The 15,243-nt window shown below is 46.3% G+C and carries 7 protein-coding genes; all 7 read right to left on the reverse strand.

Annotated elements, in window-relative coordinates; translation table 11 throughout:
- Positions 1-4: 4 nt before the first annotated feature.
- Entirely contained in the window at positions 5-1,510 is a 1,506-nt protein-coding gene (locus AC1DFM_RS01720; protein ID WP_477074999.1) for a RagB/SusD family nutrient uptake outer membrane protein, read from the reverse strand.
- Between the two features lie 11 nt (positions 1,511-1,521).
- Positions 1,522-4,482: a SusC/RagA family TonB-linked outer membrane protein gene (locus tag AC1DFM_RS01725; protein WP_477075000.1), complete on the reverse strand. Its 2,961-nt coding sequence runs from the start codon at positions 4,480-4,482 to the stop codon at positions 1,522-1,524.
- A 178-nt stretch (positions 4,483-4,660) separates the two neighbouring features.
- Positions 4,661-8,710, reverse strand: coding sequence for a hybrid sensor histidine kinase/response regulator transcription factor (locus tag AC1DFM_RS01730; protein WP_477075001.1), 4,050 nt, complete (start codon positions 8,708-8,710; stop codon positions 4,661-4,663).
- Between the two features lie 128 nt (positions 8,711-8,838).
- Positions 8,839-10,416 carry a RagB/SusD family nutrient uptake outer membrane protein gene (locus AC1DFM_RS01735; RefSeq protein WP_477075002.1) on the reverse strand — a complete coding sequence of 526 codons (1,578 nt, stop codon included), beginning with the start codon at positions 10,414-10,416 and terminating at the stop codon, positions 8,839-8,841.
- Positions 10,417-10,434: 18 nt separating this feature from the next.
- The gene (locus AC1DFM_RS01740; protein WP_477075003.1) at positions 10,435-13,485 is read right to left on the reverse strand and encodes a SusC/RagA family TonB-linked outer membrane protein; all 3,051 of its coding nucleotides are present in this window, start codon (positions 13,483-13,485) and stop codon (positions 10,435-10,437) included.
- 35 nt (positions 13,486-13,520) lie between these two features.
- Complete coding sequence (locus AC1DFM_RS01745) at positions 13,521-14,459, reverse strand: glycerophosphodiester phosphodiesterase family protein (protein WP_477075004.1); 939 nt, start codon at positions 14,457-14,459, stop codon at positions 13,521-13,523.
- A 24-nt stretch (positions 14,460-14,483) separates the two neighbouring features.
- Positions 14,484-15,242, reverse strand: a complete 759-nt coding sequence (locus AC1DFM_RS01750) for an MIP/aquaporin family protein (RefSeq protein ID WP_477075005.1) — start codon at positions 15,240-15,242, stop codon at positions 14,484-14,486.
- Between the last annotated feature and the right edge of the window lies 1 nt (position 15,243).

Consider the following 15,243-nt stretch of genomic DNA (forward strand, 5'->3'; position numbering starts at 1 on the left):
ATGATTATTTCACAAAAGGTATCGGCGCCCAGTAATACGTATGGGCCGCATCAGAAGGCTGATTGAGGAGTGGCGATTCTCCTGCATCTCTCAAGGCATTGGCTTTCTGCACGGTTTCTGTTCTTACCAGATCAAACCAACGGATACCAAATTCACCGGCAAACTCCCATCCTCTCTCCGCTACCACGGCATCCCTGAAATCCTGTTGGGATAAGCCATTCGCAAGGGGCAGCAGTCCGGCTCTTTTACGTACCAGATTAACGGCCGCATATGCAGTGGCATCAGGACTGGCCGACATGGCTTGTGCTTCTGCATAGGTTAGTAGTACTTCGGAATACCGGATAATGAAACTGGTAGCACTACTCCACCAATCGCCCGCCTTGTGTGTAGACCAGTCGTACTGATCATCTTCCCTATACTTTAAAAAATACGGGTGCTTCTGTAGCGTGTGTTGCCAGTCGACCACGTTAGCAGGATTATTTTTCACGAAGTAATCTTTCTGATAAGTCGCTTCCTTTCTGGCTCCTGCCGGGAATCTGTTAAAGAAAGTAATTTCTCCGAATCCATCTTCCCAACCACCTTCTTCATAATCAGGCGCATAGGGATTTGGCGCCATCATGTTTCCATTACCCCAGGTAGCATTGGGCGTAGTTTTATTGAAGTAACAGGCGTATACCGCTTCTGTATTGAACCGGTTGGCAAACTTCCAGAGATCTGAGAAATTCGTCAGCAGGTCATATCCCCAGGTAGCTTTATTATCCATCACTTCTTTTGCTTTAGCAGCAGCCAATGCATACTTATCGGTTTGCTTCAGCGGCCAACCGGCCATTGTCAAGTATACATCTGCCAGCAAAGCCTTTGCGGCACCTTTTGTGGGTAACACATCCACGCCATTCTGCCTCGCAGGCCCGGTCCAATGATCCGGCAACATGGTTTCTGCTTTTTGAAGATCACCCACTATCAGGTTGTAGAGGTCTGCTACTTTGGCATTGGGCCGGTTATCTATGATGGTATTATCCACCGGCATAGGTACTTCTCCCCAGGTTCTTGTGAGATAGAAATAACAGATGGCCCGCATAAAATACGCATAGCCGCCCGCGTTATTCCGTTGATCCTGGGTGGCATCTGTAGCGCTGTTATAATTTACCAGCAGCGAGTTCGCTGATTTCACAGTACTATAAAAAGCATTCCACCACGTAGTCATTCTGCTGTTGGAAGAATTGGCATTGAATACATCAAAATCCGAAAAATCTATTTTGTTACCGGATCTCTTGGCAGCAATATCATCGCCACCATAATAAGGCGCTGTTACCTGGTTGAACGACAGGTTGAACTGTAGGGCCAGTGCGGTTTCTGCCAGTTGCAGGTCGTTCGCTGTTTTATAAAAGCTCTGCGGCGTAACACTTCCTTTGGGTGTTTCATCCAGGAATTTACTACAGGAAACCAGCAGCAAACAACATAGCAGTAATATATAGTTGATTTCTTTTTTCATGTCAATAGCTTTAAGCATGCGTGGGAGGTTTAAAATTTCACCTGCAACCCAACGGTGATCGTTTTCGGAGAAGGATAAGCACCCAGGTCAATACCTGCGTCCACATCTCCGCCTACCGTGGTAGCTTCCGGATCAAACCCTTTGTATTTAGTGATAGTGGCAATGTTTTGTGCACTCACATATACCTTCGCCATAGCTACTTTGAGCAAGCTTTTTGGAAGGGTATAAGACAGGCTGATATTCTTTAAGCGCACGTAACCACCATCCTGCAGGAACTGGGTGGATTCTACCCAGCTTTTATTTTTACTGCCCGGATTAGCCCAGGTAGAGCTGGTATTGGAAGGCGTCCAGTAGTTGGCAGCTTCAGCAAGATTGATAAACTTCACATCGCTGGTAGGTATGGCGGTAGACGCATAGGTGGCATTGAATATTTTGTTGCCATGTGAGCCCTGGATAAAAATATTCAGCTCGAAATTTTTATAGGCCACGCTATTATTAAAGCCCCAGATAAAATTGGGGGTGGCTGATCCTGCAATCACCCGGTCTTCAAATCCAACAGAGCCATTCCCATTTACATCGCGGTACCGTGCATCGCCGGCTTTATAGCCTCCCTTATCGTTTTGATATACACCTTCCCAGGGAATCAGATAAAAGGCGCCCATGGGTTCTCCTACTTTTACCACCTGGATAGGTGCGGTAATTAGTCCGGAACCCACCACATTTCTTTCCAGCAAACTATCTTTCCCCAGGTTGATCACCTTATTCTGGTTGTAGGAAAGATTGAGCGCGGTGGTCCAGGTAACCTGACTGCTTTTATAAGGCGTACCTTCCACAGTAAGCTCCCAGCCCTTGTTATTCACCTTGCCGATATTTTTCAGGTAAGATCCGCCACCATCGTAATTGGCGATCCGGGTGAAGAGTAGCAGGTCGCTCGTGTTCTTATTGTAATAGTCCGCTGTGATATTGATCCGGCCATTCAACAAGCCGATATCCAGTCCTATATCTGTTTGTTTGGAGGTTTCCCATTTCACATCCGGCGTAGCAGGATTACCTAACGTATAGCCCTGGAATCCGTTGGCCGTTCCATAGGAATAAATCACCCCACTCAACAAGCCCAACGTGCTGTAGGGATCAATGGCCTGGTTACCGGTTATACCCCAGCCAGCTCTTAACTTAAGATTGGAGAACACACCCAGGTCTTCTATAAATTTTTCATTGGAAAGTTTCCATCCTGCGCTGAAGGAAGGGAAATTACTCCACTTGTTTTTCCCTTGAAACTTGGAAGAACCATCCCTTCTGAGGGTAGCTGTTAAAAGATATTTATCGTTGTAGCTGTAAGCAACACGACCCATGTACGAAAGCAGCGCCCAATTGGAATAACCTGAATTAATTGATTGGGAAGTGTTCAGCCCCAGGTTATAATATCCATTCGACAAAGAAGCCAGCCCCGAACCAGAAGCATTGAAATAACTATACTTATTGGAAGATTCTTCCACTAATGCAGTAGCCGTTAAATCATGTTTATCGAAGGTTTTATGAAATGTCAGGATGTTACTGTTCTGAAAGGTGTAGCTCTCGGTGGAGCCTTGTGATGATCCCGGATTACCGGGACTGATCCAATCATTTCTCAGAGAGGCTGCCTTCGCTGTTTTTAAATCCAGCGCCACATTAGTGGTAAAGGTAAGCCAGTCGGTGATGGTATATTTTAATCTGGCGTTGAAAACACCTGTATTGGCAAAATTATCATTATCGTTTTCTTTAATCGTCATGTAGGGATTTGCCCAGATAGGTGATATACCGAAACGATTGTATTGTCCGGGAGTTTTGTATACCGGCTCTGTGGGCGCCCAGGTGAGCGCGCTGGTCACCGGGTTGCCTTTGCTGCCCATATCTCCGTTGTTATGCGCATTAGCCCTGGCCAGGTATACATTGACACCAAAATCCAGCCGGCTGCTCAGCTTCATATCCAGATTAGACCTGAAGCCGAATCTCTTCTGACTGCTGTTCACCAACAATCCCTGCTGATCGATATAGAAACCGGAAACATAATATTTCACGCCTTCCTTTCCACCAGCTACCGATAACTCATGGCTTTGGGTGGTAGAGTTGTTGAAGATCATACTTTGCCAATCGGTTCCTTTACCGGCAAACGACTGCGGATCGGGGAAAGTACTCACCCCTGAAGTGAGATTGGCAGTTTTTGCATAGGTCACGGGGTCCATCAGGTTATACTTTTTCATTGGCCTGTTGAAACCTACGAAGCCATTGTATTCAATTCTGGGTACACCGGAAGCTCCACTTTTTGTAGTGATGAGCACTACCCCATTAGCGCCCCTGGAGCCGTAAACAGCCGTGGCAGAAGCGTCTTTCAATACTTCCATAGAGGAGATGTCATTCACATTGAGATCACCCAGCCCGGTGCTTCCCAGCGCTACGCCATCTACTACATACAACGGCTCATTGCCTCCATTGATGGAATTGGGGCCACGAATACGCAGCTTTACCGACCCTCCCGGCGCACCGGAGTTGTTGGTTACTGATACACCCGCTACCCTGCCCTGAATGGCAGAAGAGGCATTTAATACCGGCTGTTCCTTGTAAGCCTGTGAGGAAAGGGTGGCTACCGCACCGGTGAGATCACGCCGCTTCTGCGTGCCATAGCCAATAACTACCACATCGTCCAGCTTCGAAACTTTGCCTTTCAGCTGAACTTGTACGACTGTTCTGTTGGCAAGAGGGAATTCCAGAATTTCCATCCCGGTAAATGAGAAAATTAACGTGGCACCACTCTCGGGTACATTAATAACGAAAGAACCATCTTTCAACGTGGATGTCCCATGCGCCGAACCTTTCACAACTACCGTTGCCCCTTCCAACGGTTGCTGATCCGGTCCGGTAACTTTTCCTGTTATCTTCCTCGTTTGGGCGAAGGAAGTCAGAAAAAGGGCAAGCCCTACAAAGAGTAGGAGGACTTTTTTTGATTTGACCATTTGTATCAGTTTTCACCCAAATTAGAATGATGTAGCCTGATACAGGGGGGTATAATTCATACAAAAGGGGGACAAATTGGTAAACTAAGTACTTGATTACCATAAAATATCTCAAAAAAGCCCGCTTCTCACGAAGTTGGAAAATCAGTCCCCCTTTTTTGAGCAGGATGGAGACTTTTTAACTCTTCCATTCTGTTAAATTGTAAGTGTCGTCAAAGGAGCCTTTATACTTCCTGATGTATTCCGAAGGAGGCATGCCGAATAGTTTTACAAACTGTCGCCTGAAATACCGGGCATCTGAGATACCCACCCGAAAGGCAGCCTCGCTGACGTTTATATCTGTACTCAGGAGTAACATTGCCGCTTTTCTCAATCGGATGAGTCGTATAAAAGCGTTAATCGACTGACCGGAAGTTGCTTTTACTTTTTTATAAAGACTGGAATGGGACATGTTCATTTCTTTCACCAGGGTCCGGATCGAGAATTCTTCATTGTCAATATTCTTTTCTACTACGGTAATACATCTTTCCAGGAACTCCTTATATATGGTTGGTATTTTGGTGTAGTTCTTTTTCAGCGTGATCCGGTCAAAGAAATATTGTTGTAACACATTCCGGTTCCGGAGAATATTATTCACACGGGCAATCAACAAGTCCTTATCAAAAGGTTTGGTGATATAATCATCCGCGCCACACTCCAGCCCTGTTAACTTTACATCGGATGATAACGAGGCGGTTAACAGAATCACCGGCGTATGTGCCAGTGAAGGTTCCTCTTTAATTTTCCGGCAAAGCTCTACGCCTGTCATAACGCCCATCACCACATCACTGATCACCAGGTCAGGAATCCGCTGCAAGGCCAGCTGCAAGGCGGTTTCACCGTCCACCGCTTCATATACTATAAACTGGTCTTTAAATATCTGTGACAGATATCCACGGATATCCGCATTGTCATCGACAACCAGTATTACTTTTTTATCAGTAATGATTTCCTCCAGCTCCGCTTTGGAGGGCACAGGAATTACGGGAGTAGTGTCTTCTACTAACTCCTGCAGGAATTGGGGAGTAGGTGTAATTTCTTCCTGTATATATTCTCCGGCAAAATGGCTGTATCCTTTTTGTAACACCAGGGTGAATTGCGTACCATTATTTATTTCACTCTGATAAGCAATGGTGCCTTTGTGTGCATCCGTGAATTGCTTCACCAGGTATAACCCGATTCCGAAGCCGGAGTTAACGGAAGCATATTTATTTTTTTCCTGGTAGAATCGCTCAAAGAGCCGGTCGCCGATATGATCTTCAATACCGCAGCCGCTGTCACGCACCTTCAAAGTCAGTGTATAGTCTCCTTCTTCCATCGTGATGGATACCTTTCCGCCCGGCGGTGTAAATTTCAGCGCATTAGAAAACAGGTTAAAGAGAAGGATTTCCATCTTTTCCCGGTCCACAAATAATTCGATATCCGGTTGATCACAGTTGAATTCGTAGGTGATATCTTTCATTTTCGCCTGCTGGCTGAAGCAGATATATACTTCCTGGCAGAGCGCGGAAAAATTCAATCTCACTATTTTCAGTTTATTTTCTTCCGTATCTGCTTTCCGGAATAATAACAGCTGATCGACAAGGCTCAGCAACCTGCGGGCATTGCGGTAAACGATGGCCAGATCCCCAGTGCCGGCCGACTTTTCAGGATGATAGAGTAATTCTTTGAGTGGACTGATGATCAGTGTTAAGGGGGCGCGGAATTCATGAGAAACATTGGTAAAAAAACTCAGCTTCTTCTCATTCAGCTCTTTCTCCCGTTCTGTTTCTTTCTTCGCCCAGGCCACTTCAAACGCCATCCTGTTTTTTTGCGACAGGTATCTTAGCCACGCATAGATCAACGCCGCTCCGGCCAGCGAGTATAGCAGATAAGCCCACCAACTCCGGTACCAGGGAGGTAATACCAGGATAATTAACTGCTGTTCTTTACCTGTCCAGTTGCCATCGGTATCCGTTGCTTTCACTTTAAAAATGTACTTCCCTTCATGCAGGCTGGTGTAATTGACCGACCTGCTTCTCCCGGTATAAATCCATTCTTCATCTCTCCCCGCCAAACGGTAGGCGTAGCTGATTTTATCAGGAGAAGTATATTCCAGTGCCACAAAATCCAATGACAACGTAGCCTTGTTAAACGGCAGTTTTATTTCCTGTACCTGATCGGAGGAATGCTTGCTGATATAAGAACCATCTGCTTCAATCGGCACATTATTGATCTTTATTCCGGAAATAAAAACAGCCGGCGCGGTTTCATTCGCATAGATTTGTGATGGCCTGAAAATATTGAATCCCTTTATGCCGCCGAACACCATTTCTCCTGATTGTAATAGCAGCGCAGCATTGTAGTTGAACTGATTACTCTGAAGATTATCTGATGCGGAGTAATTGGTGAACTTTAAAACAAAAGGATCAAATTTGGAGATGCCGTTATAAGTACTAAGCCATAAATATCCTTTGTCATCTTCCAATATATTCAGCACCGCATTGCTACACAATCCATTTTTTTCTGTGTACCGCGTGAAGGTTCCTTTATGTCTGTCAAATAATAATAGTCCGCTGTCTTCGGTACCAATCCAAAAGTGCCCGGCCCTATCTTCATGAATCGCTCTCACGCGGCTGCCGATGGTATACTGCTGGTGCTTTTTTTGAATAGGATCAATTTTGATCAATGTGTTATGCTCCCCTACCCACAATCCGCCTGCTCTATCTTCTGCAATCGTTAATAGGTCAACCAGTTTGTCATCAAATAATTCAAAGGTATTTTTCTGGCGGTTAAAGCGGTAAAGACTACCAAAATCAAAGGTGGACGCCCATATTTGCTGCTGCTTATCTTTATATAAGCGCCATACATTCCGGTCTTCTTTGTGGGTAATGGGATTAAAACAGGTAAATGTTTCAAATGTGCCGGATTGTGGGTTAAAGCGGCTAATGCCGTTATTCCAGAACGACATCCACACCCGACCATCTGTATCACTGATTACGGTAGTAACGAGGTCGCCGGCAGGCGTCCGCGAGTTTCCTTTTTCATGCTGATAATTAATAAACCTGTTCGCTGTCCTGTTCCAATAACTCAGTCCGCCGCCATCCGTAGCGATCCATAAATTATGGCTGCTATCTTCACTAAAGCTCGAAGCGAAATTATCTACCAGGCTGTTTTTATTCAGCGGATCATGCCGGATGGTTTTAAAGCGGGCCTTCCCCGGATCTATTACATTAATGCCACCTCTCAGTGTTCCTATCCAGATGCGGCTATCCTTATCCTGATAGATACCATACACCGCAGGGCTTGAGATCGCTGGTTGTCCTTCTGCTGTCCGAAGGGGCGTTATTACACCTGTTTCCACATGCCGGATAAATATGCCGCCCCCATCGGTGGCAATCCACAAGTCCCGGTTTTTTAAAAAGGTGAAGTGTACGACGTTATCTGCGGTGGGAAAAACAGGCAGCAACGTATTGGTATGTTGCTTCAATTCATAAACCCCATTGCTGGCGCCTACAAACATATTACCACTACTGTCGGCTTTCAAACAGTTCCCATTCCGCACGGTGTTATTGACCATCCGGATGGTATTAGTGGCCAGATCGTACTGACATAATCCTTCATTACGTATAAACAGCCATAATCGCTGTTCTTCGTCGAACTCCAATGCCACCACATCATAACGGGGCAAACTACTATAAGGTATTTGTGAAGCGGTGGTAGCATCTTTTCGATACACCAGCAATCCGGTGTTATTAGTGGCTACAAATATATTCCCACGTTGATCTGTTTTAATGGCATTAATCCTTTCCGCCAGGGGAGAGGGTTTACCGGCGCCGACAGGTATATAACTAAGCGCAGCAAACTTGGAGGTGACCGCATTATAAATGCTCAGTCCCCCTAGTGTTCCAATCCACAAATTACACCGGGTATCCTCTTCAATAGCCGTAACCCTATTAAACAACAAGGAATTTTCATTGCCCGGCTGTTTTCTGAATATGCTAAATTCATAACCATCATACCTGTTCAGTCCATCATAAGTACCAAACCACATAAAACCTTTATGGTCCTGGAAAATACAGGTGACGGAATTATTGGAAAGCCCTTGCTCAATGCCTAAATAAGATACTCCCGGAAAATCATCTGCCCGTGTGGAACTAACAAAAAAAATCAGGATGCCAATCGTCCAAAAAATATTTTTGATCACCATCTACAACGTGAAATATAGAGGTAATATACGTATTTAATCCCTTTTTTGGTGGATGCTGATAGCTGGCATAAAAAAGCATGTATGCAATAACCTCCGTTATCACATACACGCTTTTCACCTACTAACAATTAATACAGTGGATTCTGCTCCAGCGCAGGATTCAAATCACGCTCACCTAATGGAATAGGCCACCAGTAGTCACGATTCTTATCAAAGCTGCGTGTTTCCAGGTTTTTACCACTATAGTTCTGAATGGTGGCGTTCATCAGTGTCTCCGCGGTTTTCCAGCGACGGATATCACTGTAATACAAACCTTCTCCGGCAAACTCCACGCGTCTTTCATGACGGATTTCCGCACGCAGTGCATCCTTACTTAACGTACCATCGATATGCGGCATTTTCACGCGATCGCGGATGCGGTTAAGAGCGGCAAAAATAGTGGCATCGGGGCCACTCACTTCATTCTGCGCCTCGGCATACATCATCAGGATATCAGCATATCTCAACACGATAAAGTTAATATCTGACTGTCCGTCTTTCAGATCGGTTTTATCTTTGGGTGGTGCAATACTATCGTACAAACTATATTTCTTCATACCGTAACCAGTGATCGCAAAGCGGGTGGCTTTAATGATAGCGCCCTGATACATATCACCAGGGTAGGTAAACGTGCCGTATAAACGCGGATCACGGCGCAGGTAAGGGCTATCAGGATTATATCCGGAAGCAGGATCGGTAATCGGCAGGCCCTTGTTGGTGTAATAGGTTTTAGCCAGATCCAGCAGCGGTGCGTTGGTGTTATACTGCGAACAGATCAGATCAAAGGAACTACCTTGTTGCGGGAAGATATATTGCACATCGAAAATCACTTCTTTGTTATTTTCATTGGGCTGCAAAAATAATCCACGGTAGTCCGCGAAGAGATCGTAGCCGGTGCCGGCCAGGTCTATTACCGCTTTTGCGGCATCTGCAGCGGCTTTCCATTTAGTTACATCACCGGTAGTATTCAGTAACGGGCTGGCCTCATACAACAATATTCTTGCTTTCAAAGCCATGGCAGCGCCTTTGGTAGCTCGTCCCAGATCAGCGCCGGTAAATTTCAGCGGCAGAATATTGGCGGCGCTATCCAGGTCGATGAGTACACGACTCACTACTTCTGCCCGTGGCGTGCGTGGCAAACGTGCCTGCGTACTTTTATCGGGTGGTGTTAATATCAGTGGCACTCCACCATAGTAGTTCTGCAGCATGAAATAATAAAGGGCACGCAGGAAGTACGCCTCTCCTTTCATTCTTCTTCTTGTTGGCGCATCAATGGCGGCCACTTCATCTACCTTCACCAGGAAGGTGTTACAACGACCAATACCAGCGTAACAATCAGAATAACGACCGGTTACAATGCCACCAGTGCTGGACATTTGCGTACCTCTCGCAATGGTATTAAAACCCAGTGCATCCGTTTGGTTGTACGCATTGGGGGTTAGCGTTTCCTCCCATAAGGCAGTGGCATTGTTGGAGGTTTTACCACCATACACACCGGCATTGCGTAATACGGAATAACAACCCGTGAGCCCGGCAGCTGCCGCTTCCGGTGTTTCCCAAAATGTGTCCTCAGTATACCGGTCATGCGGCGCGGTGTCCAGCAGGCTTTTGTTGCAACCTGCCGCCAGGAGACCTGCGCAGGAAATAAAAAGAAATATCTTCTTCATGTTATAATCATTGATGGTTTAGAACGTAATGTTAACACCGCCGTTGAAGGTTTTCAACATCGGATAAGTATATAAATCGGTTTGATTCAATACTGATTCCGGATCAAAGTCCTTGTAACGGGAGAATGTCAGCAGGTTCTCTGCGTTGATGAAAAAGTTCACCTTCTGTATCTTCACTTTCGACAATATGCTTTGTGGCAATGAATACCCCAGTTGTATATTCTTCAATCTCAGGTACGAGTTATCTCTTAACCAGAAAGTAGAACGCTGGAAGTTGTCAATACTACCGGTGCTGGTAGTCACTATCGGCAGGCGGGCATTAGGATTGTCTGGTGTCCAGGCATCTTTGGTCCACTCCCAGGTGGCATTAGCTCCGTTGTTGAAAGGAAATGCCAGGTTAGCTACCGGCAAGGCTTTGATGCCACCAATACCCTGGAATGCGGCAGTAAGCGTTACGCCCTTGTAGCCCAGATTGAAGCCAAAACCGTAAGTAGTCTTAGGAACAGAAGAAGAGCTGTTAACAATTACCCGGTCATCTCCATTAATAATACCATCTTCTTTGACATCTTTAAATTTGATATAACCGGGTTTGGTGTTGGCAGATTGTTTTGCGCTGTGGTTAATCTGGTCCTGCGACTGAAAAATGCCATCTGCCTGTAACAGGTAATAGGCATCAATCGGATATCCTTCACGGGTGATGGTACCTGAACCGTAAATAATTTCACCGTGCAAATCGGTTACTTCATTTTTGTTAAACGATACGCTTCCGTAAACGTTTACATCCAGCGCGCCGAAACGATCATTGTATTGTACTGTTGTTTCCAGACCAATATTCCTTACGGCGCCTACGTTCTGCTTCGCACCGGTGAGATTGCCTACCTGTGAAGGCAATGCCACAGAACGGAGGATACCATTGGTCATTTTATGATAGGCATCAACGGTGAAGCCTAAACGATTTTTCCAGATATTGATATCCACACCCGCATTATAGATAGTGGTGATTTCCCATCTGAGAGAAGAATCTGCATCCGCTTTTTTTGCTGCCCCGGAGTTCAGCGCACCGCCAAAGCTATAGTCTTCGCCCAGCACCACGGAAGCCTGTGTGCTGTACAGGTCCACCGCCTGGTTACCCATTTGACCGGCAGAGGCGCGCAGCTTCAGGAAATTGACAAACCCGGAATGGAAGAAAGCTTCCTTATCAATACGCCAGCCGGCAGATACTGATGGGAAAAATGCCCAACGGCTTTGCTTACCCAGCCTGCTGGAGCCATCATAACGGAAAGCGGCTTCCAGTAAATATTTGCCGTCATAGTCGTAGTTAGCGCGACCGAAATAAGACTCCAGTACATCACGGGTAATATTACCACTGGTAGCATTCCAGGTGGTACCCACGCTCAACGCATCCAGCCTGCCATCCAGGTAGCCATACATGCTGGCAGCCCAGGTATCTGCATCCATATTGTCATAACTGGCTCCTGCCATCACGTTGACGTTGTGTTTCGCAAACGATTTCTTCCAGTCGAGCGTGTTATAAAAGTGGATGTTCATATTGTTATAATCCGTTTTGGCCGATCTTGGTGCGGTAGCCGGACTATTCCAGTTGGTAGCCTTCAATGTTTTGGGATCAAAGGTTTGCATACGCGGCGTAAATCCATTGAGTAAACCATCGTATTTATCTACGCCGAATTTGATGTTGTAGTTGATATCAAACGGCAATTTGTATTCTGCAAAAACGGTGGTCAGAAAACGTTGCACTACTTTTGTTTGCAGTCCGTTGAAAGCCAGCATGCGTGGGTTCTCCCAGTTATTACGGCCGGTGGTTCTCATCCAGGAATTACCATAGCGACCATCCTTCAGGGTATCTGTCAGGATGGGCAAGGTGCGTGCTAAATAAGACCAGCTATCGGAATAAAAGGGCGTAGTATAATTACGATAATAACCATCCAAAGTGATACCTGCACGCAAGCGTTTGCTCACATCCATGGTAGCATTCAGGCCTACGGAATATTTCTTTTCATGGTTACCGGGTCCGAAGAGAATACCGTTTCTGTCGAGGTAACCCAGTGATAAGCGATACTGATATTTCTCCCCGCTACCGGCTATACTCAGGTCGTGCTTCTGGATCACCCCATTTTTCAGCGCTATTTTATACCAATCGTTTGCAGGATAAGTGAAAGGATCTGTTTTCATGCCGGCTTCATATTCAGCGATATCCGCATCACTGTATTCCGCCGCTTTGCCTTCGTTTTTCAACGCCTGATTTTTCAGTCGCATATACACGATAGGATCATTGATAGCATCTGGCAGATAGGTAGCTTTCTGCTGACCATAGAAATAGCTGTAGTTCACATGTGAAGCGCCTTTCCCTTTTTTAGTGGTCACAATAATAACGCCGTTGGCCGCGCGGGAGCCGTAAATAGCTGCGGCGGCGTCTTTCAACACGGTGATGGTTTCAATATCATTTGGATTCAGTTCATCCATAGAATATTCGATACCATCTACCAGCACCAGCGGATCGGCGCCGCTGAGTGTACCAACGCCGCGGATGCGGATGGTACTGCGGTCAACACCCGGCTGACTGTTACTGAGGTTGGCAAATACGCCAGGAACGCCATGTAGCGCATTACTTACGTTGGTAATAGGTTGCCCTGCCTTATCACTCATTTGCACAGTGGTGATAGCACCGGTCAGAGAGGCCTTCTTTTGCGTACCGTAACCTACTACTACCACATCATTGAGTTTCTGTACATCTTCCTGCAGTACTATCTGCAAAGGTTTGCCAGTAACTGATACCTCTTTCGGAAGATATCCAATGAAGGAGAGCTTCAATACTGCGCCTGCCGGCGCGTTGAGTTTGAATGCGCCGGTGGCATCTGTAGCGGCGCCGCGATTGGTACCGGCAATCTGTACGTTCACGCCGATGAGTGGGGCGCCGTTAGTGCCGATGACTCTTCCGGTAACAGGATGGTCCTGCGCCTGTAAAATTAAAGTGTTACTACCGATGATCCCAATGCATAGCAATAGGAATACAGCCGGCTTTAACAGCCGGAATCGTGCAAGTAATTTCATACGTGTTTTTTGTTAGTTGGTTGATTAAAAAATGGTCAAATTCCAGCCGCTTGTAACCTGTTTGGATAATCGGTGATGACACCATCTACCCCCATGGCTTTCAGCCTTGTCATTTCAGTCACATCGTCTATTGTCCATGGAACAATCTGAATATGTTTATCGTGGCATTTCCCGATGAGCTCCGGTGTTACCAGCTTATAGTACGGATTGTAAAAAAACGGTGTAAAGCCCAACTGGTTGAGGTGTTCCTCAAGTCCATTCTTTTTATCGTCTGTGAGGAAGCCGAGTTTAATAGCTGGATAGCGGCGGTGCATGACCTGCAGCGGACGCATGTCGAACGACTGTACCAGCAAACGTTTGCCTAATGGCTGCAGTTGTTTTACTGCCATCAATGTAGTGATGTATTCTTCCGGCGCAGGCTGTTCTTTTCCGTCTGTTTTTTCGGAAGATTTAATTTCCAGCAGGTAGTAAGCCGGTGGCAAATGGTTTGCTTTCGTATAGGCTTCTACGGAGTCTATCATTTCTCCCAGCAGTGGTGCGTAGGATCGCATCTTTTGTTGTTCCGGATAAGCAGGATAAAACTTCTCCCCGATAATAAACGGGCGGATATCCGCATAGTTCATCTGGTAAAAAATATAGTCCGCTCTTTTTTCTGCCGGTATATCTTTCCCTTCGGGAGATGTGGTATACGACGGCGTAAAGGAAGCATCATGGTATACCACCACCTGTCCATCTTTCGTGATATGCACATCAAATTCGATGGTGTTGGCGCCGGTAGCTAATCCCTTATACATAGCAGGGATGGTATTTTCCGGCATTAGTCCGCGGGTACCGCGGTGGCCTACTTTGTAAAAGGCCGGATAGCCATTGCCGGCACTGGTGGTGGATTTGCTTGTTTTACAGGCATTCAGCAGGGATAGGGCCGACAGGGCCACTGTACATCCTATCAGGCCAATAGTTTTCATATTTTTCATTGTATTCATTTTTATGACGTAAGACTAACAGCCAATGGATGACAGCCAATGGCTAAAAGCCAACAGCTTATATAAAACCGCGGCGAGTACAGCGCCAGCTACCGGACCGAGTACCGGTACCCATGCATACGACCAGTCGCTATGACCTTTTCCATGAATAGGTAACAGTGCATGCATGATACGTGGTCCCAGATCTCTTGCAGGGTTGATGGCATAGCCAGTGGTACCACCCAGCGATAAGCCGATAGACCATACCAGCAAGGCTACGGGTAAAGCACCAAGGGAACCGAGGCCCATAGGCGTTTTTTCGGCGCCAACAGACGCATCTGTGAAATAGAAAATGGTAAATAACAACACAAACGTGCCAGTAGCTTCGCAAATAAAATTGCGCAACGGATTTCGTATAGCCGGCTCCGTACAAAATACGGCCCGTTGTAATCCGATATCGGCGGTTTTATTGAGATGGTCTTTGTAGTTCAGCCATACCAGGCTGGTGCCGAGCATAGCGCCGAGCAGCTGCATGGCAATAAACAGTGGTACATCTCTCCAGGGAAATTTACCGGCAGTAGCCAATGCCAGGGTAACAGCGGGATTGAGGTGTGCTCCGCTATAAGGCCCCGCGAATACGACGCCTACAAATACCGCCAGCGCCCATCCGGTGGTGATAACAATCCATCCGCTGTTATTGCCTTTGGTGCCGTGTAACACTACATTGGCTACTACGCCATTACCCAGAAGGAGTAACAGGGCCGTACCAATTAATTCTGCTAAATAAGGATACATA

The organism is Chitinophaga sp. 05T412, assembly GCF_056396465.1.